This is a genomic window from Collinsella sp. AF25-2LB, assembly GCF_003458415.1.
Lineage (GTDB): Bacteria > Actinomycetota > Coriobacteriia > Coriobacteriales > Coriobacteriaceae > Collinsella.
In genome coordinates this window covers 12,921-34,110 of the sequence record NZ_QRUF01000013.1, presented here as the reverse complement: position 1 = coordinate 34,110, position 21,190 = coordinate 12,921, and the positions used below count along the sequence as shown (strand labels likewise).

General features: G+C 61.2%; 18 protein-coding genes. All 18 read right to left on the bottom strand.

Annotated features, from left to right (window positions below):
- Window positions 1-1,671 (bottom strand): ribonuclease J, encoded by a 1,671-nt coding sequence (locus DWY51_RS07025; RefSeq protein ID WP_006235967.1) that lies wholly within the window; start codon window positions 1,669-1,671, stop codon window positions 1-3.
- 640 nt (window positions 1,672-2,311) lie between these two features.
- On the bottom strand, window positions 2,312-4,558 hold the full coding sequence (locus tag DWY51_RS07020) for a polyribonucleotide nucleotidyltransferase (RefSeq protein WP_055309899.1): 2,247 nt from the start codon (window positions 4,556-4,558) through the stop codon (window positions 2,312-2,314).
- A 149-nt stretch (window positions 4,559-4,707) separates the two neighbouring features.
- Window positions 4,708-4,986 carry a 30S ribosomal protein S15 gene (gene rpsO, locus DWY51_RS07015; RefSeq protein ID WP_035138510.1) on the bottom strand — a complete coding sequence of 93 codons (279 nt, stop codon included), beginning with the start codon at window positions 4,984-4,986 and terminating at the stop codon, window positions 4,708-4,710.
- Between the two features lie 138 nt (window positions 4,987-5,124).
- Window positions 5,125-5,874 carry a DNA repair protein RecO gene (recO, locus tag DWY51_RS07010; protein WP_117629181.1) on the bottom strand — a complete coding sequence of 250 codons (750 nt, stop codon included), beginning with the start codon at window positions 5,872-5,874 and terminating at the stop codon, window positions 5,125-5,127.
- A 15-nt stretch (window positions 5,875-5,889) separates the two neighbouring features.
- Window positions 5,890-6,957, bottom strand: a complete 1,068-nt coding sequence (gene era, locus DWY51_RS07005) for a GTPase Era (protein WP_199411391.1) — start codon at window positions 6,955-6,957, stop codon at window positions 5,890-5,892.
- Between the two features lie 12 nt (window positions 6,958-6,969).
- Window positions 6,970-7,347, bottom strand: a complete 378-nt coding sequence (locus DWY51_RS07000; protein WP_117770332.1) for a diacylglycerol kinase family protein — start codon at window positions 7,345-7,347, stop codon at window positions 6,970-6,972.
- Between the two features lie 9 nt (window positions 7,348-7,356).
- On the bottom strand, window positions 7,357-7,866 hold the full coding sequence (ybeY, locus tag DWY51_RS06995; RefSeq protein ID WP_117770331.1) for an rRNA maturation RNase YbeY: 510 nt from the start codon (window positions 7,864-7,866) through the stop codon (window positions 7,357-7,359).
- Window positions 7,863-8,849: a PhoH family protein gene (locus DWY51_RS06990; protein WP_117770330.1), complete on the bottom strand. Its 987-nt coding sequence runs from the start codon at window positions 8,847-8,849 to the stop codon at window positions 7,863-7,865. Before DWY51_RS06990 ends, ybeY begins: the two co-directional genes overlap by 4 nt.
- Entirely contained in the window at window positions 8,830-10,122 is a 1,293-nt protein-coding gene (locus DWY51_RS06985) for a MiaB/RimO family radical SAM methylthiotransferase (RefSeq protein WP_117770329.1), read from the bottom strand. Before DWY51_RS06985 ends, DWY51_RS06990 begins: the two co-directional genes overlap by 20 nt.
- 9 nt (window positions 10,123-10,131) lie before the next feature.
- Complete coding sequence (gene dnaJ, locus DWY51_RS06980) at window positions 10,132-11,280, bottom strand: molecular chaperone DnaJ (RefSeq protein ID WP_055309893.1); 1,149 nt, start codon at window positions 11,278-11,280, stop codon at window positions 10,132-10,134.
- Between the two features lie 81 nt (window positions 11,281-11,361).
- Window positions 11,362-12,465, bottom strand: coding sequence for a DnaJ domain-containing protein (locus DWY51_RS06975; protein ID WP_196031227.1), 1,104 nt, complete (start codon window positions 12,463-12,465; stop codon window positions 11,362-11,364).
- Window positions 12,466-12,523: 58 nt separating this feature from the next.
- Window positions 12,524-13,756, bottom strand: coding sequence for a radical SAM family heme chaperone HemW (gene hemW, locus DWY51_RS06970; protein ID WP_117770328.1), 1,233 nt, complete (start codon window positions 13,754-13,756; stop codon window positions 12,524-12,526).
- A 2-nt stretch (window positions 13,757-13,758) separates the two neighbouring features.
- Window positions 13,759-14,802 carry a tRNA dihydrouridine synthase DusB gene (gene dusB, locus DWY51_RS06965; RefSeq protein WP_117770327.1) on the bottom strand — a complete coding sequence of 348 codons (1,044 nt, stop codon included), beginning with the start codon at window positions 14,800-14,802 and terminating at the stop codon, window positions 13,759-13,761.
- A gap of 4 nt (window positions 14,803-14,806) precedes the next feature.
- Window positions 14,807-16,618: a translation elongation factor 4 gene (lepA, locus tag DWY51_RS06960; protein WP_117770326.1), complete on the bottom strand. Its 1,812-nt coding sequence runs from the start codon at window positions 16,616-16,618 to the stop codon at window positions 14,807-14,809.
- Between the two features lie 96 nt (window positions 16,619-16,714).
- Window positions 16,715-16,981: a 30S ribosomal protein S20 gene (gene rpsT, locus DWY51_RS06955; protein WP_022094714.1), complete on the bottom strand. Its 267-nt coding sequence runs from the start codon at window positions 16,979-16,981 to the stop codon at window positions 16,715-16,717.
- Between the two features lie 133 nt (window positions 16,982-17,114).
- Window positions 17,115-18,077, bottom strand: coding sequence for a DNA polymerase III subunit delta (gene holA, locus DWY51_RS06950; RefSeq protein ID WP_117770325.1), 963 nt, complete (start codon window positions 18,075-18,077; stop codon window positions 17,115-17,117).
- Between the two features lie 78 nt (window positions 18,078-18,155).
- Complete coding sequence (locus DWY51_RS06945; RefSeq protein WP_117770324.1) at window positions 18,156-20,459, bottom strand: DNA internalization-related competence protein ComEC/Rec2; 2,304 nt, start codon at window positions 20,457-20,459, stop codon at window positions 18,156-18,158.
- The gene (locus tag DWY51_RS06940) at window positions 20,456-21,169 is read right to left on the bottom strand and encodes a helix-hairpin-helix domain-containing protein (RefSeq protein ID WP_117770352.1); all 714 of its coding nucleotides are present in this window, start codon (window positions 21,167-21,169) and stop codon (window positions 20,456-20,458) included. Before DWY51_RS06940 ends, DWY51_RS06945 begins: the two co-directional genes overlap by 4 nt.
- Window positions 21,170-21,190: the final 21 nt, after the last annotated feature.

Genomic DNA, 21,190 nt, shown 5'->3' with positions numbered 1-21,190 from the left:
CTAAACCTCCATGACGACCGGGATGATCATCGGACGAGTGCGCGTACGACTCCAGATAAAGTTAGAGAGCGAGTCGCGCACGGCCTTGCGAATGGCATCGGAACCGCTGCTCGTAAAGCTGAACTTGCCCTTCTCAATCGTCTTCATAATAGACGCGGAGGCATCCTCGGAGAACTGGTCGTCGATGGCAAACGAGACGCCGCGGCCCGAGAACTCGATGGCCTCAATCTTCTTGTGCTTGAGCGAGACGATGGCGACGGCCGTGACCATACCGTCATTGGCGAGCTTCTGGCGATCGCGCAGGACGATGGGGTCGGTATCGCCGATACGCAGGCCGTCGACGTAGACGACGCCGGACTCGACGGGCGTACCACGCTTGACGATACCACCGCGCATCTCGAGCGTGTCGCCGTTATCGAGGATAAAGATGTGATCATCCTTGATGCCCATCTTGCGGGCCAGCTGGGCATGGGCGCGCAGATGCACGGCCTCACCGTGAACCGGCATAAAGTACGTGGGCTTGGCCATGGCCATCAGGAGCTTAAGCTCCTCCTGGCTACCGTGACCGGAAACGTGAACGAGAGCGCGGTTCTTATCCCACACGTCGCAGCCGAGCTTGGCCAGGCTGTTGACGACCTGCTGGACGGCTTTCTCATTGCCGGGAACAGGAGTTGCCGAGAGGATAACGGTATCGCCCTCGTGGATGGAGAGCGTCTTGTGCTCGCCATTGGCCATGCGGGACAGGGCCGACAGCGGCTCGCCCTGCGAACCGGTGCACATGACGACAATCTTGTCGTCAGGCAGGTTATCAATGTCAAAGGCATCGATGATATCGGCGTCGTCGATGTTGAGGTAGCCAAGCTCGCGCGCCACGCGGGTGTTAGTGAGCATGGAGCGACCGGTCACAACGACCTTACGGCCGCACTTGCGGGCGGCATCGCAGATCTGCTGCAAACGATGGATGTGGCTCGAGAACGACGCGACGAACACGCGACCCGGGGCGTTCTTGATGGCGTGCAGCAGGTTGGGACCAACCTCGGCCTCTGACTTGGTAAAGCCGGGAACCGTGGCATTGGTGGAGTCGGAAAGCAGTAGGTCGATGCCCTGCTTAGCAAAGCGGCTGATAGCGGCATAGTCGGGCGTGACGCCATCGATGGGCGTCTGGTCGAGCTTAAAGTCGCCGGTGTGCATAACGGTGCCCTGATTTGTGCGGATGAACACGCCCAGAGCGCCGGGGATGGAGTGCGTCATCGAGAAGAAGTCGAGCGAGATGCCGCCGAGGTTGACATGGCTGCCGCCCTTGACCTCGCGGAACTTGGGTGCGCGGATGCGGAACTCAGAAAGCTTGCCCTCGATAAAGCCAAGCGTCAGCTTGCTCGAGAAGATGGGCACCTTATTGTTGAGGTCCTGCAGCAGGTACGGAAGCGAACCGGTGTGGTCCTCGTGGCCGTGGGTGACGACGATACCGCGGAGCTTCTCCTCGTTCTCCAGAACATAGGTGTAGTCGGGAAGCACCAGATCGATACCAGGCTGGGAGTCATCCGGGAACATGAGACCGGCGTCGACGAGCACCATGTCGTCGCCGCACTCGAAGACCGTCATGTTCTTGCCGATGCCGTCAAGGCCGCCGAGCGGAATGATCTTCAAGGGAGATGATTTTTTAGCTGCCATAGGTTAGTGTGGTTTCCTTTCTTCGAAACGGGTCTGGAACAACCGACGGGGCGCTTCTGGCAAACCGACCGCCGGGAACGTACAAACATGCATCACAGAGTCGACGCAGTAACCACAGTATGATACCCATTTGCCCACCAACAGACCACCCATGCATCAAAGCCCCATCTGAACTGGTCCATCCCGCCGGTTTCCCGTGGGGCGGGCACTGATGAAGTTTCCTGCTCTACAGTCCTGCTCACGACGGAGGCCACATTAAGTGGCCTCCTGTTCGTGCGGAACTCGCGATAAACTTCATCAGTGCCCGCCCCACGGGAAACCTGCCAAATAGAGACAGATTTATTTTGGTCGGTTTTATCTGGGAAGATGCTGCTGCGGTTATCTACAGATCTGTAATCTGACTACTGAATAGACTGTCTAACTAAATAGCGAGCGGCATTAACCAGCCCTTTTGCTTGCGCCCGGGAGGGACGCATATGAAGTTTATCGCGAGTTCCGCACGCAAAGGAAAGCACTTAATGTGCTTTCCGTCTTGCGCAGGACTGAAGAGCAGGAAACTTCATATGCGTCCCTCCCGGGCGCAAGCAAAAGGGCGACCCCATTGCGGAGTCGCCCTTGTTGAACTGCTTATGTGGAGCTGCTACTCGGCGTCGTGGTGACGGCGGGGCTTGCGGCCTCCGTTGTCGCCGGGACGGCGCGGACGGTCGCTACGCTCGGAGCGCTCGCGACGCGGACGCTCACGACGCTGGAAGTGCTCGCCGTCGCCCTCGGAGGCACCCTCGGCGCGAGCCGGGGCCTCGGGCTTGTCAAGACGATCGAGCGAGATCTTGCCGCGATCGTCGACCTCGATGACAACGACCTTGACCTCGTCGCCCACGTTGAGGACGTCCTCGACCTTCTCCACGCGGCCCTTGGCGACGCGGGAGATGTGCAGCAGGCCGTCCTTACCGGGCAGCAGGTTAACGAAGGCGCCGAAGGGCTGGATGGAGACCACGCGACCGGTGTACTCCTCGCCCGGCTCGGGAACCTTGATGATGAGCTTGATGCGCTCGACGGCCTGGTCGACGGACTCGCCGGTGCCGCCGACAAAGACGGTGCCGTCCTCCTGGATGTCGACCGAAGCGCCGGTCTCATCCTGGATACCACGGATGACCTTACCGCCGGAACCTATGACGTCGCGGATCTTGTCGGTCGGAACCTGGATGGAAACGATGCGCGGAGCGGTGCTGCGCGTAGTGTGGCGCGGCTCGGGGATAACATCGAGCATCTTCTGCAGGATGAAGGCGCGACCCTCCTTGGCCTGCTGCAGAGCGCGGGCCAGGATATCGAAGGTGAGGCCGGTGGCCTTGTTGTCCATCTGCAGGGCGGTGATGCCCTCGGTGGTGCCGGTGACCTTAAAGTCCATGTCGCCCAGGAAGTCCTCGAGACCCTGGATGTCGGACAGGACCACGGTCTTGCCCTCCTCCTGGATCAGGCCCATGGCGATACCGGAGACCGGGCGCTTAATGGGCACGCCGCCGTCCATAAGGGCGAGCGTGGAACCGCAGGTCGAAGCCATCGAAGAGGAGCCGTTGGACTCCATGACCTCGGAGACCACGCGGATGGCGTAGGGGAACTCGTTCTCGTCGGGAAGCACCGGAAGCAGAGCGCGCTCAGCCAGGTTGCCGTGACCGATCTCGCGGCGCTTGGGGCTGCCCATGCGGCCGGTCTCGCCGGTGCAAAACGGCGGGAAGTTGTAGTGGTGCATGTAGCGCTTGCCCTCGGTGGGCTCGATGGTATCCAGACGCTGGCCCTCGTTGAGCATACCGAGCGACAGGACGGAGAGCACCTGAGTCTGACCGCGCTGGAACAGGCCGGAGCCGTGAACGAGCGGCAGGTAGTTGTCCTTCACCATGATAGGACGGATCTCGTCGGCGGCACGGCCGTCGACGCGCTCGCCGGTCTCGACGACCATGGTGCGCATGGCCTTCTTCTCGAGCTTCTTGAGCGCCACGGGGATCTCGCGCTCCCAAGCAGCCTGCTCCTCCTCGGTGAACTCGGCGCGGATGGACTCCTTCAGAGCCTCGACCTTGCCGATACGGGAGAGCTTGTCGGCGTCGCGCAAGGCGGCTGCCATCTCGTCGTAGTGGGCGAAGATGCGCTCCTGGACCTCCTCGACGGGCTGGTCGAGCGGGTACTCCTTCTTGACGATGGGGCCGTTGACCTGCTCCCACTCGGCGACGAACTCATCCTGAGCCTGGCAGAAGGCAGCAAGGGCCTCCTGGCCAAACTTCATGGCGGCGAGCATGTCGTCCTCAGAGATCTCCTCGGCGCCGGCCTCGACCATCGAGATGAAGTCGGCGGAGCCGCCCAGCTCCAAGTCCAGATCGGAGTTCTCGCGCTCCTCGTAGGTGGGGTTGACGATAAACTCGCCGGTCTCCACGTTACGGCCGATGCGCACGCAGGCAAGCGGGCCCTCGAAGGGCACGCCGCCGAGCGTCATGGCCAGGGAAGCACCCATGACGTTGATGACGTCAAAGGGGTTGACCTGGTCGGCGACAAGCGAGGTAGCGACGATGTGCACCTCGTTGCGGAAGCCGTCCGGGAAGCTCGGGCGAATCGGACGGTCGATCATGCGCGCGGTGAGCGTGGCCTTCTCGCTGGGACGGCCCTCACGCTTGAGGTAGCCACCCGGGATGCGGCCGGCAGCGTACATCTTCTCGTTGAAGTCGACGGTCAGCGGGAAGAAGTCATAGTTCTTGCGCTCCTTGGAGACGACCACGGTATCGAGCATCGTGGTGTCGCCCTGCTTGACCAGGCAGGCGCCGGTGGCCTGCTTGGCAAGCTCGCCCGACTCAAAGGTGTAGGTCTTGCCGTACAGCTCAAAGGTCTTGGATACGAGTGTCATTGTTCTCCTTTACCCCACAGGCCCCTTGCCTGCGGGCTTCTCATGTGACGCGGACCCCCTGCCCCCGCCACGCTTCAGAGCGTGATTGTTCGCGCCCTTACACAAAAAGAGCGCCCCGCTGCGCAGGACGCTCTTAGCATGTACAAATCCTACTGGATGTTGTCGCGGATGCCCAGAGCCTTGATGAGCTCACGGTACTCGACGATGTCGTTCTTCTTGATGTAGGAGAGAAGACGACGACGACGACCGACGAGCATGAGCAGACCACGACGGGTGTGGAAGTCCTTCTGGTGGGACTTCATGTGCTCGGTCAGCTCCTTGATGCGCTCGGACAGGATGGCGACCTGAACCTTGGGGTTGCCGGTGTCGACCGGGGTGTTACCGAACTGGGCAGTCAGCTCCGCCTTGCGCTCTTTGGAAACAGTCATTGTTTCACCTTTCTTTTTGCGTCGCCATCGGGCGACTCGATTCGCCTCGGACTGGGAAGCCGCCGGTGGAGCGAGCAACCAAGGTCGAGGTACCAACAGGTCGGTATGTTACCACAAGCAGCCCGCGCCTGCGCATCATCACCGACCCAACATGAATTCCATCGCACGGAGGCGCTGATCGGTGTGCGTCGCAGCCCAAACATGCGAAAGCCCCAGCAAAAAGGCTGCGGTATGCGGGTCGATTCGCTCGGCCAAAAGCGCATCGAAGGTCATGGACATGAGGGCGCGCAGCCATGCGGCCTCACCGGTCGACACCAGTTCGGCACCTGGAACGCTCGACGCGCACGACCCGCACATGAGGCCGCCCGCCTGGGGCGAAAAATACGACAGCATGGGGTCTCCGCACAGCACGCAGGCCGAAAAATCGGGTCGATAGCCAACGTGCGACAGCAGCTTAAAGACATATGCCGCCACAAGTAGATCCATATGCGCCGTGTCGAGCCCGCTGCCCACCAGGGCAAGCGCTCGCTGCGTTATAGCAAAGGTAAACGGGTCCTCGGCGTCCTCGAACGAGCACACGCGCGCGACCTCGGCGATCGCGCTTGCGGCGCAGGTCGTCTCGTAATCGGGCGCAACGCCGAGCGGCGCCTCCATAAGCTCGGCCTGGGAAACCACGTCGAGTGACCGTCCATGTGCGAGCAGCATATCTACCGTACAGAACAGCTCGCAGCGCGCAGCCAGGCGTCCGCCGGGTTTGCGGGCGCCCTTTGCCACGGCACGAACCTGCCGCCCCCGCTCGTCAAGCATCGTCAAGATCAGGTCGGTCTCTTTGAGCTTAGTCTTATCGAGCACGAGCACTTTCGTGCGATATGTCCGGGAGCCTGCCATGCGCGCCGCGCGTCCTTAGTCCTCGGCGTTGTAGCCAAAGCGGCGAATCTGGGCCTCGTCGTCACGCCAGCCGGCCTTGACCTTCACGTCCAGCTCCAAAAAGACCTGCGTGCCAAAAATGCGCTCAAGATCGCGACGGGCGTCGATACCGATATGCTTGATCATCTCGCCGCCCTTGCCGATGATGATGCCCTTTTGGCCCTCGCGCTCGACGTAAATGGTGGCGTGCACGCGCAGCACCTTCTTGGTCTGCTCGAGCGCATCGCAGATCACGCCAACGGAGTGCGGGATCTCATCACGGGTGCGGCGCAAGACCTTCTCGCGCACAAACTCGGCAACGAGCGTCTCATCGGAAGCGTCGGTACCCATGTCCTCGGGGAACCAACGCGGACCCTCGGGCAAAAAGTGCGCAACGGTCTCGATAAAGGCATCGACGTTGAAGTTCTTGACCGACGACGTCACAATCTCGTCGTCATATTCCATAAGCTCGTGGGCAGCCTTAAGCTGCTCCATGACCTGTGCGGGGTCGGCCTCATCGGCCTTGGTGAGCACCAGGACCTTCTTGCAACGAGCGCATCTGACGCGCTCGGCAACCCAGGCGTCTCCCCTGCCGATCGGCTTGGTGGCATCAATCAAAAACGCGACGACGTCGACATCGTTCAACTCGAACAGTGCGCTCTTGTTGAGCTCGGACCCCAGGCCGTCCTTGGGCTTATGAATACCCGGGGTATCGACAAAGACCAGCTGGTAGCCGGGACGGTTGACGACGGCGCGCATGCGGCGGCGGGTCGTCTGTGCCACCGGCGAGGTGATGGCGACCTTTTTGCCATAGCAGGCATTAAGCAGCGTGGACTTGCCGGCGTTGGGACGACCGACCAGGGCCACGAAGCCGCTGCGGAAACCGGGTTCCACGTCACCAAAGCCCATAGGACCGTCGTCCTCGTCGCACAGGGAGTCGAGTTCCTCGTCGCTCATGCCCTCAAACGGGTCGAACTCCTCGACATCCTCGAGCTCCTCGGTATCCACCGCGTCAAGGAGCTCGTCATCCAAAACTTCATCGGTAGGCTGCATATTGTCGGACATGGGAATCCCCTTCTAAATAAAGCCGAGCGCGTGGGCAAATACCAGCACGCCCACAATCGCGGCGGTGATGGAAAGTATGTATACGGAAGCGGCGGCGATGTCCTTCGCACGCTTGGCCAGCGGATGGAGCTCCTGGGTCGCCAGGTCGACGATGGCCTCCATAGCGGTGTTGCACAGCTCGCCGTGAATCACCAGGCCGCAACAGATGATAATCGTGGCCCACTCGGCAATGTCGAGCCCCACGACGCAGCCGGCAATGACGGTGCACACGCCCGCAACGAGCATGACCTTAATGTTGCGCTCGGTCTTGACGGCGGTGACGAAGCCCTCCATGGCGTAGGAAAACGACTTTAAGAAGGACGGATGGTCCTTGTTCGATCCGGGAATCATAGACGGCTCCTAGTCGTGGGCGTGGTTGGTGATGGGGCCGACGTGGACTAGCTTAGGGTCCTCGCCGCGCTCGAGCGCCAGATCGCGCAGGATGGCGTCCTCGCGGGCCTCCATGACCTCGGCCTCGTCGTCCTCGATGTGGTCATAGCCCAGCAGGTGCAGCATTCCGTGTACGAGCATCAGACGGCACTCGTCAGCGGGGCTATTGCCAAAACCGGGGGCCTGACGGGCAATAACCTGCGGGGCCAAGATAATATCGCCGAGCTCGAGCGTCTCATCGGCGGGAATGTCATCGTCAAAGGCCGAATCGCACTCAAACGAGAGCACATCGGTGGTGCGGTCGATACCGCGCCACTCGTGGTTGAGCTCGTGCATCTCGTCCTCGTCGACATACGAAAGGGAAATCTCGACTCCACGTTCAACGCCCTCGGCGGCAAGCACAACCTCGCAGATGTGCTCCACCTCCTGCGCGTCGAGCAGCGTATCGAGCTCGGCATCGTTGCTGATCAATACACTCAACGGGACTCCTTTCGGTCGCGCGGGCGCTGCTCGCGCACGTCATCATAAGCTTCATATGCCTCGACGATACGACCCACCAGGGCATGGCGCACCACGTCGGCACGCTCGAGGTGAGAAAATGCGACATCGTCGACACGGCCCAAAATCTGCTCAACGTCAGCAAGACCGCCACGACGACCCACCAGGTCGCGCTGGCTCAGGTCGCCGGTAATCACGAACTTGGAGTTGAACCCAAGGCGTGTCAGGAACATCTTCATCTGCTCGGGCGTGGTATTTTGCGCCTCGTCGAGCACCACGAAGGCATCACTCAGCGTGCGGCCGCGCATGTAGGCAAGCGGGGCAATCTCGATCACGCCACGCTCCATAAGCTCATCGGTGCGCTCGCGATCCATCATGTCAAAAAGGGCGTCGTAGAGCGGACGCATGTAGGGGTCGATCTTTTCCTCAAGGGTACCGGGCAAAAAGCCCAGATTCTCCCCCGCCTCGACAACCGGACGCGTCAAGATCAAACGGCCCACCTCGTGACGCTTGAGCGCGGCAACGGCGAGCGCCATGGCCAGATAGGTCTTACCGGTACCGGCTGGACCCAAGCCAAAGGTGATGGTATGCGAGCGAATGGCATCCACGTAGCGCTTTTGCCCGAGCGTCTTGGGACGAATGACGCGGCCGCGATACGAAAGCAGCATGTCATCGCGAAGCGACGTAGCCTCGTGCTCACCGTCGCGCAAGACGGCCAGGCAGCGAGAGACATCGTCGGCAGACAGCGTGCGCCCGGCGGCCGCCTCGCGAAAAGCATGTTCGAAAAAACGCGCCACGAGTTCGACCTCATCCGGGTCACCGCTCACGGCGATGCTATCGCCACGGGCGACCACATGGGCGCGAACCAAGCTCTCGAGCGCACGAAGGACGCCGTCGCCGGCGCCCAAAACGCACGAGGGATCAATTCCCTCGGGAACGGTAAGTCTAATCTTCGAGGCTTCCATGAACCTCCCTGCGTGCATGGACCAAGCCGGAATCATCGACTCCGATGATAGCAACATCGAGCAGGCACGGGGCTGTAAGTCCACAGGTATCGTCAAGACGGGCATGATGGAACGAGCCGAGCGTCAGGTTGTCACCATACTCGAGCACGGCACGCTCGACCATGCCCACGCGACGACGAGCGTCGGCAATAGCGAGCTCCTGTGCGGCGGCCCGCATACGGCGGCTGCGCTCGGCCATAACCTCGGGTGGCACCTGGTCGGGCATGTCGGCAGCAAGGGTACCGGGACGCTTGCTGTAGCGGAACACGTGCATACGCGAGAAACCCACACGGCGGCACAGCGCCAGCGATTCCTCGAACTCCTCGTCCGTCTCACCAGGAAAACCGACGATGACATCGCACGAAAGGGACGCCTGGGGCAAGATGGCACGAATCATACGCACCGTGTCCTCAAAGGCCTCGGCGCTATAGGGACGGCCCATGCGATGCAGGGTCGCCGTGCAACCGGACTGCACGGGCAGGTGCAAAAACGGGGCGATACGCTGCGGATAGCGCGCCATAACCTTAAGCAGGCGCTCGGAGATATCCATGGGCTCGACCGAGGAAATGCGCACATGCGGAATAGACGTGCGCTCCATGATGGCCTCGAGCAGCTCATCGATTTCGACGTGCTCGTCGGTCGCGCTCTTGCCATCGTAGGCACCCAGGTTCACACCGGTCAGCACCACCTCGGGCACGCCGGCCTCCTGGGCCTCGCGAACTTGCTCGAGCACGGACTCGACGGGCACGGAGCGCTCGGGGCCGCGTGCCTTCCACACAATGCAATAGGTGCAGCGATGGTTGCAGCCGTCCTGAATCTTCACGCCCAGGCGAGAGCGACCGAGCGCATCGACCACCTCGCCATCGCTGCAGGCGGGAACGCTATCGGATTCGACACCCAGCACCTCGCAGACGCGCTCGGCGACGTCAATCTTGGACGGCTCGGCGATCACGCGATCGGAGAGCTCCAGCAACTCCTCGGGATGCAGGTTGACGACGCAGCCGGTTACGACCACGTAAGGCTCGCCCGGATAGGCCAGCGCATGACGGACGGCCTTACGGGTCTTGGCCTCGGCCTCGCCCGTAACGGCACAGGTGTTAATGACGATCAGATCGGCATCCTGCGGCTCCACAATAGCAAATCCCAGGCGCATAAGATCGGCAGTGATACGGTCGGACTCAACCCGGTTGACGCGGCAGCCGAGGTTGACGACAGAGATATGAGGTGCGAGCACGCGGGCTCCTTAATCGAGGATATCGTCGAGGGCACTCTTGATACGGTCGGTCACCGACTTCTTACCGGAAGCGACGTCATCGCCCATCTCATCGGCAAAAGCGCGGAGCAGCTCGCGTTGCTTATTGGAAAGATTGGTGGGAACGACCACGCGCAGTTGCACGATCAAGCGGCCACGCGAACCGCCACCGCCAATGCGCGGCATGCCGTAATTATTGACGCTCACGGTGTCACCGTACTGGGCGCCGGCGGGAACCGTCACCTTGACGACCTCGTCGGGCATAATGCCCTCGACCTCGATCTCGCAGCCAAGCGCAGCCTGCGCAATCGAGATATCGCTCAGGAGGTACAGGTCGTCACCGTTGCGCTTAAAACGCTCGTGGTCGGCAACACGAACGTTGACGATCAGGTCGCCCGAGGGCTCACCGCGAAGGCCTGCCTCGCCAAAGCCGCTCACGCGCAGCTGGCGACCGGTCGAAACGCCGGCGGGGATATCGATGTCGATCTTTTCGTGCGAAGGTGTGCGGCCCTGACCGTCGCAGGTCTCGCAGGGATGGTCGATGACCGTGCCCTCACCGTGGCAGTCGGGGCAAGGCGAAGAGGACTGAACCTGGCCCAGGAACGAGCGCTGGACCGTCGTGACATAGCCTGTGCCGTGGCAGCGGCTGCACTGCTTTTCCTGTGCGCCCTCGGCCCTACCAGTGCCGTTACAATCCTCGCAGGGGGCAAGGCGGTCATAGCTGATCGTCTTTTTGCAACCGAGCGCCGCCTCCTCAAGGGTCACCGAAAGGGAGATCGCCATATCGCGGCCGCGACGACGCTCACGGCGATTTCGGGCGCCACCGCCGGCACCGCCGCCAAAGAACGACGAGAAGAGGTCGTCCATGCCCATGCCGCCAAAGATATCGTTGATATCGACGTAGCCCGAACCACCAGGGCCGTCCGCGGTGCCGTAACGGTCGTAGTTAGCACGCTTCTGCTCGTCGGAAAGAACGGAATAAGCCTCGTTGAGCTCTTTGAACTTGGCCTCGGCCTCGGGGTCGTCCGAAACGTCCGGGTGTACGGTACGGGCCTTCTTTAGAAACGCGCGCTTAATCGTCCGCGCATCGGCATCCTTGTCGACGCCAAGTACCTCGTAGTAATCCCTATTTTCCGACACGACCGAATCCTTCCGACTTTCATTATTGTCACAGTGCGTCCTATACCCAAGCTGGGCCGGCCGCAAACAGAGGGCTAGATGTTATTGCATTGCGTAGGGCGAAAGCATGGCACGTTGCGAGCAGCTCGCAAACCAAACCGACACGAGCGCGAACATAAATCCGTTGGCAAAACCGTTGGCAAACTGCATCGCGCCGCGCTTCCACCACAGCAGGCTGCGGTGCAGCACGCCGTCCGAGACCACCATGAAAAGGCCCATGGCAAACGGAATAAAGCACATCACGGCAAAGGCCGAGAACACGCCCGATATGGCCGACAGCACCAAAAACGGCGCCACGATGCCCATCAGGTAAAAACCGGTACGGGCCTTGCCTTCCAGACGCTCGGCCTCAACATGGGCACGGCCGACAAGATCGCCGCCCGAGGCACCGTTGGTGCCGGCGTGACCCATGCCGCCAATGCGGACCTCGTCGCCATCGTGCGTGCCGGCAGGAAACTCAATTGTCTGCTCGGAGGTCACACGGGTTCGACCGCTGCCGCCGCAATCGGGACAGGGGTCGGCGACGACCTTACCGGAACCTCCGCACTCGGGGCAGACCGACTGGAACGTGCCGGCACCGAACAGGAAGGACAGGTCGACGTCGATGTGGCCGCGACCGCCGCAGCTCGGACAGGTATGTGCATGCTCGGACGAAACAGAACCCGAGCCTCCGCAGTGACCACAGGTATCGAAGCGCGTATAGCGAACGGTCTTGCGGGCACCGCCCTTGGCCTCCTTGGCGTCGAGCTTAATATCGACGACCACGTTGGCGCCGTTCTCGGGATTATAGGCAGCCTGCCCGCGACGCGGCTGGCCCCAGGCGCCCCCGAAGGGGAAACCGCCGTCAAAGGGATTGCCGTAACCGGCGCTGCCGGCATAGCCACCGCCATAGGGCGAAGCCGTCGGTGCACCGGCAAAGGGATTGCCCGAGCGCATGGCGTCGTAGCGCGCACGCTTCTGCTCGTCCGAAAGCACGGCGTAGGCCTCGGAAACCTCTTTAAACTTTTCCTCGGCATCAGGTTCTTTGTTGACGTCCGGATGGAGCTTGCGGGCCTTTTGCTGGAAGGCCTTCTGAATATCACGCGAGGTGGCGTCCTTGGAGACACCCAAAATCTCGTAGTAATCTTTTTCGTTCATCGTCGCCATGCGCGGCAACCTCCTGCTCACAGCAGCGTATATATTGCGGTAATTCTACCCGAGCGGCCTAGGCTAGACCCCAAAACAGCTCGAACAGCACATTTCCATCGAGCCAGCCCAAGTGGGTGGGCGCTAAACGAGCACGGACATGGCCCGCGAGGACGTCTGCCGAAGTGAAGGGTCCCTCATGGACTCCGAGCGTCTCGGGCACCCAAGTGGCAAGACCCAATTCGAGCGCGCGATCGCAGACAGCTGCCAGCTCGCCCGTTGGGATGACGCAAGCTGCACGAACCAACAGATCGGACGCAATACCGCGCGTCAAGCGACAAGCGAGCATCAGGTCTTCAGCCGCAGCCTCACGCTGCGACAGATATTCGGCCTCGAACGCCGTCGCGTCATCGTCACGTTGCACCAGACGCACGCGGTACGAATCGCCTCGAGAAGACACGCCGGGGAACAAACCTGCAAGACGATCGAAATCCTCGGCATCGAGCATGCCCGCGGCAGAGCGACCCAGGCCCAAATAGCCCTGGCCGGTCCAGTAGGCAATGTTATGGGCGCACTCATGTCCGTCGAGCGCATAGCTTGCCACCTCATACGGGTGATAGCCGGCCGCACCCAGACGCTCACGCGCCACATCCATGCACGAAGCTTGAAAATCCTCGTCGGGCTCTACCGACTCGTCGCGGCACGCCATGCGATAAAGGGGAGTCCCCTCCTCAAGCGTGAGCGGGTAGACCGACACATGATGCGGAGCCGCCGCCAGCACGCCATCGAGCGTGCGCCTCCAACTCGCTGCGGTCTGCCCGGGAAGTCCGCACATAAGGTCGCACGACACGTCAAGCCCAGCGTTCTTGACTGTCGCGATGGCGGCGAGCGCCCGATCGGCATCGTGAATACGGCCGATAGCGGTAAGTTCGATGTTATCGAGCGTTTGCACGCCCAGAGAGACGCGTGTGACACCAACCTTGGCAAGCGCAGCGGCAAGCTCGGCGGTCAGCGACTCGGGATTGGCCTCGCAGGTAAACTCAACGGGGGCGCACCACGCACGAATACGCCGCGCCAGCTCCACCAGGCGCTCCCCCGCCAGCGACGGCGTACCACCGCCAACATAGACGGTGCGGATCTGTTCAAGGGCCCTAGCCTTGCCAAAAGCATCGAGGCGCGCGAACAACTGCTCAAAATAGACATCGAGCGCAGCGCTCAGGTCGCACGGAGCAAAACTGCGCGAGTCAAAGTCGCAGTACCGGCACTTTTGGGCGCAAAACGGCACGTGCACGTACAGCGCGGTAACGGCCACCCTTAAGCCTCCAGCGGATGTGGAGGCACCGATTCGCCGGCGGCAAGGGCAGCCTCGCAGGCCACCACATCGCGCTCGATCTCATCGACCAGCGCCATAAACTCCTCGTAAGTGGAACAGCGCACCACATGGGCACGCCAAGCGGCGGCATGGGGCATGCCTTTTAAGTACCAGCTTGCGTACGTACGGGCACGCGACATGAGCGGCAGGAGCTCATGCGTCAGCGTTAGGTGCTCACGCAGGGCGTCTAGGCGCTCAACGGAGCTGCGCGCCGGCACCGGCATGCCATCGAGCGCAAGGGCGCGAGCATCACCGAACACCCACGGATTGCCGTAGATGCCGCGCGCGATAAACACCGCGCTGGCACCAGAACTGCGCAGATGCTCCGCGGCATCCTCGGCGCAGAACACATCACCCGAACCAATCACGGGAATCTCGACGGCGTCGGCAACCTCATCGACAACCGACCAATCGGCCTGGCCGGTGTAGAGCTGCGTGGCACAACGACCGTGCACGGCAACTGCAGAGGCGCCCGCCCCTTCAAGCATCTGGGCAAACGTTGCGGCGTTGCGGTCCTCGGCATAAAAACCCTTGCGGATCTTCACGGTCACGGGAACATGCGCCGCGCCCACCGCTGCCTCGACAATCTTCTCGGCCAGGTCGGGCGTGCGCATAAGCGCCGAGCCTTCGCCCTTAGTAACGACCTTGCGAGCCGGACAGGCCATGTTGATATCAATCAATGACAGGCGATCGCCCACACGCTCCTCGACGGCGGCGACGGCACTCGCAAACTGCTCGGGCTTGGAGCCAAAGAGCTGCACGCAAATCTGCTGCTCCTTGTCGGCCGGTAGCACCAGGCGCCAGGTCTTGTTGCTGGCATAGGCAAGGCCCGCCACGCTCACCATCTCGCTATAGGCGAGATTGGCACCGCGGCGGCGGCACATGATGCGATAAGCGGGATCGGTTACGCCCGCCATGGGAGCCATAAGGAACGGCTGCTCGGCATAGGCGCCCAGCAGCCGCTTGCTGTATTCGGAAAGCGCCATAGACCTACTCGTCCACCTTGAGGATCGCCATAAAGGCCTCCTGCGGGACCTCGACCGAGCCGATGGCCTTCATGCGCTTCTTGCCCTCTTTCTGCTTCTCGAGCAGCTTGCGCTTACGCGAGATATCGCCGCCGTAGCACTTAGCAAGAACGTCCTTGCGACGCGCTTTGACGGTAGAACGGGCGATGATTTTGTTGCCGATAGCACCCTGGATGGGAACCTCGAACAGCTGACGCGGGATGATCTCCTTAAGTTTGTCGCACAGACCACGGGCCAGGCCATAGGCCTTGTCCTTATGGACGATAAACGACAGCGCGTCCACCTCGTCGCCCGAAAGCAAGATATCGAGCTTGACGAGCTCGGAGGGACGATACTCGTTGAACTCGTAGTCGAGCGAGGCATAGCCCTTGGTACGGCTCTTGAGCTGGTCAAAGAAGTCCAAGATGAGCTCGGCGAGCGGCATATCAAAGCGCATCTCGACCGACTTGCTCGTGAGATGAATCATGTCGGTAGTAATGCCGCGGTGCTCGATAGCGAGCTGCATGACGGCACCCGTATACTCGGGCGGGCAGATAATCTTGGCCTTGAGGTAGGGTTCCTCGATACGCTCGATGCGCGTAGCCTCGGGCAGATCCTGCGGGCTGCGGACATCAATCATCTCGCCGTCAGTCTTGTAGACGTGATAGTCCACCGAGGGGCTCGTGGCAATGAGGTCAAGATTGAACTCGCGCTCCAGGCGCTCCTTGACGACCTCCATATGCAGCAGGCCCAAGAAGCCCACGCGGAAGCCAAAGCCGAGCGCCACCGAGGTCTCGGGCTCCCACACCAACGACGGGTCGTTGACGTGCAGCTTATCGAGCGCGTCACGCAGGTTCTCGTAGTCCTTGTTATCGATCGGGAACAGGCCCGTATAGACCATGGGCTTGGCCTCGCGGTAGCCGGGAAGCGGCTCGGGGCAGGGATTCGACGCCCACGTGAGGGTATCGCCCACGCGAACGGCCTCGGGGTCCTTCAGGCCCGTGACCACGTATCCGACCTCGCCGACCGTGAGCGCGTCGACCGGGGTCTCGGCGGGACGCTTGACGCCCACGCCATCGACCAAAAAGTCGCCCTTTGCCTGCATCATGCGCAGGGTATCGCCCTTTTTGATGGAGCCGTCAAAGATGCGCACCGTGGCGACGACGCCACGATACTCGTCGAAGTACGAATCCAGAATGAGTGCCTTGAGCGGAGCATTTGCATCGCCCTTGGGCGGAGAGATCAAAAAGACAATGGACTCCAGCAGATCGTGGATGCCCTCGCCGGTCTTGCCCGAGACGCACACGGCATCATCGGCAGGGATCGCCAGGTCATCCTCGATCTCGGTCTTAACCTCGTCGGGATGGGCCGAGGGCAGGTCGATCTTGTTGATGGCCGGCACAATGTCCAGATTGGCGTTCATGGCGAGCGTCGCGTTGGAGACGGTCTGCGCCTCGACGCCCTGCGTGGCGTCGACAACGAGCACCGCGCCCTCACAGGCTGCCAGCGAGCGCGAGACCTCATAGGTAAAGTCCACGTGGCCCGGCGTATCGATCAGATTGAACTGATACGTCTCGCCATCGTCGGCGTCATAGGACACGCGAACGGCATTGGACTTGATCGTGATGCCGCGCTCGCGCTCGATATCCATGGTGTCGAGCAGCTGCGACTCCATGTCGCGTTCGTCGACGGTATGGGTGAGCTCGAGGATGCGATCGCTGATCGTGGACTTGCCATGGTCGATGTGCGCAACGATTGAGAAGTTGCGGATGTGGGAAATGTCAATTGAAGTATTCATGCGGACTATCTTACCCGAGCGGTACAAAAAATGGAGCCTGTTCCATAAAACAGGCTCCATTTATGCGCGTAATCTGTGTGGTGTGAAATTTACAACTTAGGCGTTGATGCTGTTCACGAGCTTGGCAAGACCGGACTTGCGGTTGGAAGCCTGGTTCTTGTGGATAACATGCTTGGCGGCAGCCATGTCGAGACGCTTGGTGACGGTCTTGAGGGCAGCCTGGGCCTTCTCGGCGTCGCCCTCGGCAACGGCGGACTGGACGTGCTTGGTCAGCGTCTTGAGCTCGGACTTGACAGCCTTGTTACGCATGCGAGCTGCCTCATTGGTGCGGATACGCTTCTTCTGAGACTTGATGTTTGCCACTTCTGGAGTTCCTTTCGAGTTCCTTGCAAAAAATGTATGACACCTCTGAGACACGGTGAGGTCATGCAAGCGCCTACTATAGCACGCTCCCCCTCAAAGGGATAGAACGAATTTGTCAAATAGGCAGGTATCATCACGATTTTCTCAAGATGTACGTAATCCAGAGCAAAAGCGCGGTCTGAGAATCGGCCGAACCCTTCAGCGCGAGCTCCACATCGACCGCGCCCTCGAGCGCGGCAACGAGCTCTGCCATCGAAAAGCGACGTGCCCAGGTCAGGTGATTCTTGACCTGCCAGGACTGGAGCTTAAGCGTTGCGGCCAGCTCACGACCCTGTCCGCGCGCATCGAGCGCCTTGGCAACGATAAGCTCGCGGATGCGGCCGCACAGCAATGTGTAAGTCCACACGTAGCTCTTGGCGGGCAGTAGATTGAAGAGCTCGAGCGAGCGTCGCATGTCACGGGCCGAGACCGCATTGAGAAAGTCCCAGGGCTGGACTTCGGCCGTGCGCACAATCCAGCGCTCCACATCAGCAAGCTCAATCTGGGGCGCCTCGACCATCTGGGCAAGCTTAGCCAAATCGTTATCGAGCATGCGAGTGTTTTCACCCGAACGCGAGACGAGCTCCTCGGCGGCCGCCGTCGAGATCGACTTGCCGTGCTGCGTCGCCATCTGCTGCACGCGGCGCGGTAGCTCCCAGCGCTTGGTACCGGAGCAATCGATCACCGCCTTCTTGTCGATCTTGGCGATCGCCTTATACAGGCGCGTGTTCTTGGCAAGCGAGTCGGCGATGATGAGACAAACCGTCGTGGGGCTGGGACTCGCCAGATAGTCGACAAGCGGCTCGGAGATCGCTTTGGCGAGTTTTGAGCAGCCGTCAAGGATTACCAGGCGAAACTCGCTGCCCATGGGAAAGGTGTTGAGCGATCCGATAATCGACTCGATATCGGGGTCTTTGGTCATATCGCGCTCGTCGAGGTTGAACTCGACCATACCCGACTTTTCCAGACGCGCTTTCATACGCGAGACGGCGTGATCGCGCTTGACTCCGTCGGTACCGACGATCAGATATGCCGGCAGCAGACCGGTTTCGGACATTGCGCTCCCCTCCCGCAGACTCTCGAATTCGTACCGTGCCATTTTAGCCCAGGGGTTGGTCCCGCGCCAACGGCAGCATCACGGTCGCTGGCATCGCATGGCAAAACCTGTTACGGTCGGCGAGACGGTAATGTCTCCTTGTTCAATGGTACATGCGAACGCGCCGCCCGCATCGCGAACGGCATCGATGCAGGCATCGGATGGATGGCCGTAGCGGTTGCCCTCGCCCGCACTCGCCATAGAGAGCTCGGGCTTAAGCGTTTCCAGCAGGTCTTTGTCGACGGAAACTTTTGAGCCGTGATGCCCCAGCTTGAGCACATCGATATCACCCACCTCCTGTACAAACTCGCGCTCCTGATCGAGCTCGGCATCACCAGTGAGGAGCATACGCAGGCTCTTGCATTCCCGGGCATAGGAGAGCAGCAAGACAAGCGAGTCCTCATTGCCCTCGCCATCCACCGTGTCAAACGGCCACATCACACGAGCCCGAAATGCGCCGATATCGACCGTATCCCCGCGAGCCACCTGCCGATACGTTACGCCGGGGCGATTCAGGACCTCAGCAGGCGCACCGTCCAGCGCATCCGCTGCAACTGCAATGGTTCCAACCGAAAACCGATCGAGCACATCGGGAAGACCACCCCAATGATCTTCGTCCCAATGTGTCACGAAGACGGCGTCGATATGGTGGACATTGTTGCGAACCAACGCCGCTACCACGCGCTCGTCGAGCCCGCAGTCGACGAGCGCTACTGCGCCGCCCTCGCGGATAAGAATCGCATCGGCCTGGCCCACATCGAGTACCGTCACCGAAGGCGGAGCGAATCGATCCCAGTAGACGTACGGAATCGCAGCCAAGAGCACCAGGCATGCAAGCCCCACCGCCATAAGACGTGCACGGGGACGCGGCCACCAGACCAGCAGAACCGCCAGCAAACACGGCACTAGGTAAATCCACATGCTATCGGGCGGCACGCTCACGGATGCACCCGGCACGGCGGCAAACAGCTGCTCGAAAAACAGCGCGCAACGGGCGGCAATCATGGGCACAACGAGCGCCCAAGTCCGCAACGGTCCCACGAGCGAAAAGGGAACCAGCACGATGGACACAGCAAGCAGTACGCTCACCACCGGACCGATGACCGCATTTGCCAACGGAGCAATGAGCGAGAACGTACCGAATGCAGGAATGGTAATGGGAAGGGTCGCCAACTGCGAGCACAGCGTGACGGAAAGCATGCCGGCAACGCCCGATGGCACACCCAGCTCACCCAAAGCGTAGGTCGCATAGGGGCAAAAGCACAGAATGGCTAAGACGCTAGCACATGAAAGCTGAAAGCCCATCTCGAACAGCACCGTCGGCCTCAGTAGCACAAAGATGGACATGGTTACGAAGAGTGCCGATGCGCCGTGCCGACGACGACCCGCTCCGTTTACGACAAGCGTCGCGAACACCATGCAGCACGCGCGCACGGCCGAGGGAGACGCGCCCGTAAAGGCAGCGTAGCCCACAAGCGTTATCGCCAATATCACCCGCTGAAAACCACGTGAGCACCGAGTCTTTTGCAATACGCCCTCGATCACAAACCCCACGATAGCCAGATGGCTGCCCGAGACGGCGATAAGATGCGCCGTTCCCGTCACCGAAAACCAGTCGCCCGCCGGCTGGGCGCGCAGCTCGGCCGAACGACCACAGACGACACCGGCTATGAGCGCACGTGCCGGGTCGGTCGCAGGCGCGATGGACGCAAGCAGCCAATTTCGCAGCCGAAGCAGCGGCCCCGGAGAGCCCTCATCGACCGACACAATCCGAACGGCTTTAACCTTGCGCACCTCGCCTCGGAGCACGCGCAATCGTCCATACGCATCGTTCTCAAAACGTGAAACGCGACCGATAACACGCACGTGCGCCCCGACCTTGAGCTCGCGGTCGCACGATAGGCGAACCGTTGCCAAGTTCTTACCGTCCGCGCGTACCTCGCAGGTATAGGAATACACGTCGTCGTTTATGGATGGATCACCCTGCACGACAAACTCGAGGCTGCTTGCCGCTCGACCGTCGAGCGCCTTCGAGGCGTTGAGCGCGCCCGCAGCCCACCACGCCGAGACGACCGCTCCCGCCACGAGACCGACGGACGCGGCATACAGCCACCGCTTCCAAGGGGCAAGCCGCGCACAAGATTGAGCCAGCACAACGAATACCGTCGCCGCAACGGGAATGGCCCATAGCAGCCCGACCGCCGGCGCCTGCTCCCTCAGCAGCGCATCAGCGGCCACGTTGAGCACCAAGGCGCAGCTCATGCACATGCCGGCACACAGGGCCATCGTCCACGGCATCAGGGGCCGCGGAGGCATCACATGTTCGCGCTCGGTCGCACTCATACGCAGATGCAATCTTTGATTTTGGCAAGCTTCTTCTCGCCGATTCCCGACACACGCATCAGATCGTCAACCGAGGCAAAAGCACCGTTCTTTGTACGCTCATCGATAATCGACTGTGCCACGGAGGGACCGATGCCCGAGAGCGTCTGCAGCTCTGCCGCGCTTGCCGTATTGATGTTGACTAGGCCCGTTGCGCCACTCACGCCCAATGATGCGGAAGCCCCACCATCAACACCGGCTTCCGCAATGGACGCCTGCTGCTCCCCCACCGTTGGAACGTGAATCTTCTGCCCATCGACGACCTTGGATGCCCGATTGAGCCCCGTAACGTCTGCCTCGGGCGCCAGCCCGCCGGCGGCATCTATCGCCTGAGCCACCCGCGCGCCGTCCTTGACGCGATATACACCGGGCGACACAACGGCACCATCAACATCGACATAAACCTCTGCCGCGGCAGACGCCTTAGACGAAGAGCCTTCGGATGTCTTTCCGCTCGAGGCATCGCCGGATCCCGGCTCCACTAACGAGCCCGAACCATCAGTGCGCTCAAACGACACGCCGCCAGTACCGCCGCCAAGGTTCGCCATCGCCAAGCCGCTCGCCATCGCAATGACGACCAGTATCGCCATCACCACTGCCTTATGACCGAGCAGCTTGTCCGCCAAGCGGTCCATCCGTTTGACCCGTTCGTGTTGTTCGCGCTGCGCCATAGCAAAACCTCCCAACAACAT